Raw genomic sequence first — 1,349 nt, forward strand, 5'->3', positions numbered from 1 at the left:
TGCAGGGTATCTAATGACCTCTTTGACCTGGAAACGGAAGCAATTGAATCGGAAAAATTATAACAAATCAATGAACCCAACGCCGAGTAAGTTACGTTTTTTATCCTTGGCCGGCGGCGGCGTGGGTTATTTCCGTCGTTAGCATCAAAGAGGAAAAATGAAATTCAGTGATGTTGTAAAAAACATTGTGTCCTCAACTTCCGATCCAATGACTCCGCAGGAGATCAGGGACCAAGTAAAAATGAAACATCCTGATTTCTACGGAACCCCTGCACATCATAGAAATGTTGAAAAAGGCCATTACAAAGACCTCGACCATGCACTCTTGGCACAAATTTACACGATTACGGGGACAAGTGACACTTTTCAATGCGACAAAAGCACCAAACCAATGAAAATTTCCCTGACTGGCTTTGAAAAGCCATTGCGGCGACCAATGGAGGTCTCTGGAACGGCGCCTCGACGCATAGTTCCCGCTGAAAGGAAAACCAAGTACAACGATAAAATCAGAGAAATACTGTCGAACGCTGAAAGATATCACGATGCCTACTACAAAGCTGAAACCTTTCGTGGTCCTAGTCTTTACTTTCATGAACGTGCTTTGGCCACCCGTTATGACCCAACATCATTAACCCACCTGGAATATGTCTACGCAACCCTTGCCTCTTGGGGTATGCATAGAATGGGCAGGGGTGGGTCTAAGATGCGGAGCTTCCAGGTTTTATCCCAAAGTGTCCAGACGCTAAAAGGCAGGATTGCTGAGGCTCAGACATTCGATTTTCGCGAAATGTCCGAAATCAAGTGGGCCGTCTTAAAAGAAATATTTTGTGGCGTTAAGGTAATGGCAAGCGGGACTACGCTTGTTGGCAATTCAAAAGTTATGCATCATATGTTACCCAATATCATACCGCCTATCGATCGTGAATATACTCTTAGGTTTTTACGCGGAAATACAACCATAAGAAACGATTTGGAAATCGAATGGCTCCTTATGAAGGAAATTATATCACAATTTTTTATCCCAGTTGCCTCCGATGCCACATTTTATTCGAAGGCTGAACAATGGATGAAGAGAAATGAGGCTTACCCTTGGGACACGTCGGTTCTGAAAGTGGTTGACAATCTCGTTATTGGTTCAAAAAAATGATTATGCTAACAAGCGCCTGGACGCAGACGGGCTAAAAACCGCGCCCGCTGGTCAGGCGCGCCGTTATAAAACAAAAAATACATAATAAAGGAAAACCAAAATGTTCAAAACGTCTATATGCCCTCATTGTCATAAGATATTAAGCGTAAGTCTTGACCCACTTGCGCTGAAGGCGGATATCGTTTTATAACAAATCAATGAA

Annotated in this window: 1 protein-coding gene; it reads left to right on the forward strand. The window is 43.3% G+C overall.

Annotated features, from left to right (window positions below; genetic code table 11):
- Window positions 1-157: 157 nt before the first annotated feature.
- Window positions 158-1,147, forward strand: coding sequence for a hypothetical protein (locus VXK47_RS02495; protein ID WP_435547194.1), 990 nt, complete (start codon window positions 158-160; stop codon window positions 1,145-1,147).
- The last annotated feature ends 202 nt before the right edge of the window (window positions 1,148-1,349 follow it).

It is taken from the genome of Desulfobacterium sp. N47 (genome assembly GCF_051233685.1).
Classification (GTDB): Bacteria; Desulfobacterota; Desulfobacteria; order Desulfobacterales; family RPRI01; genus RPRI01.

What these genes read in the sequence shown, in the direction of transcription:
- VXK47_RS02495 (WP_435547194.1), top strand. Translation starts at nt 158, where the DNA reads ATGAAATTCAGTGATGTTGTAAAAAACATTGTGTCCTCAACTTCCGAT.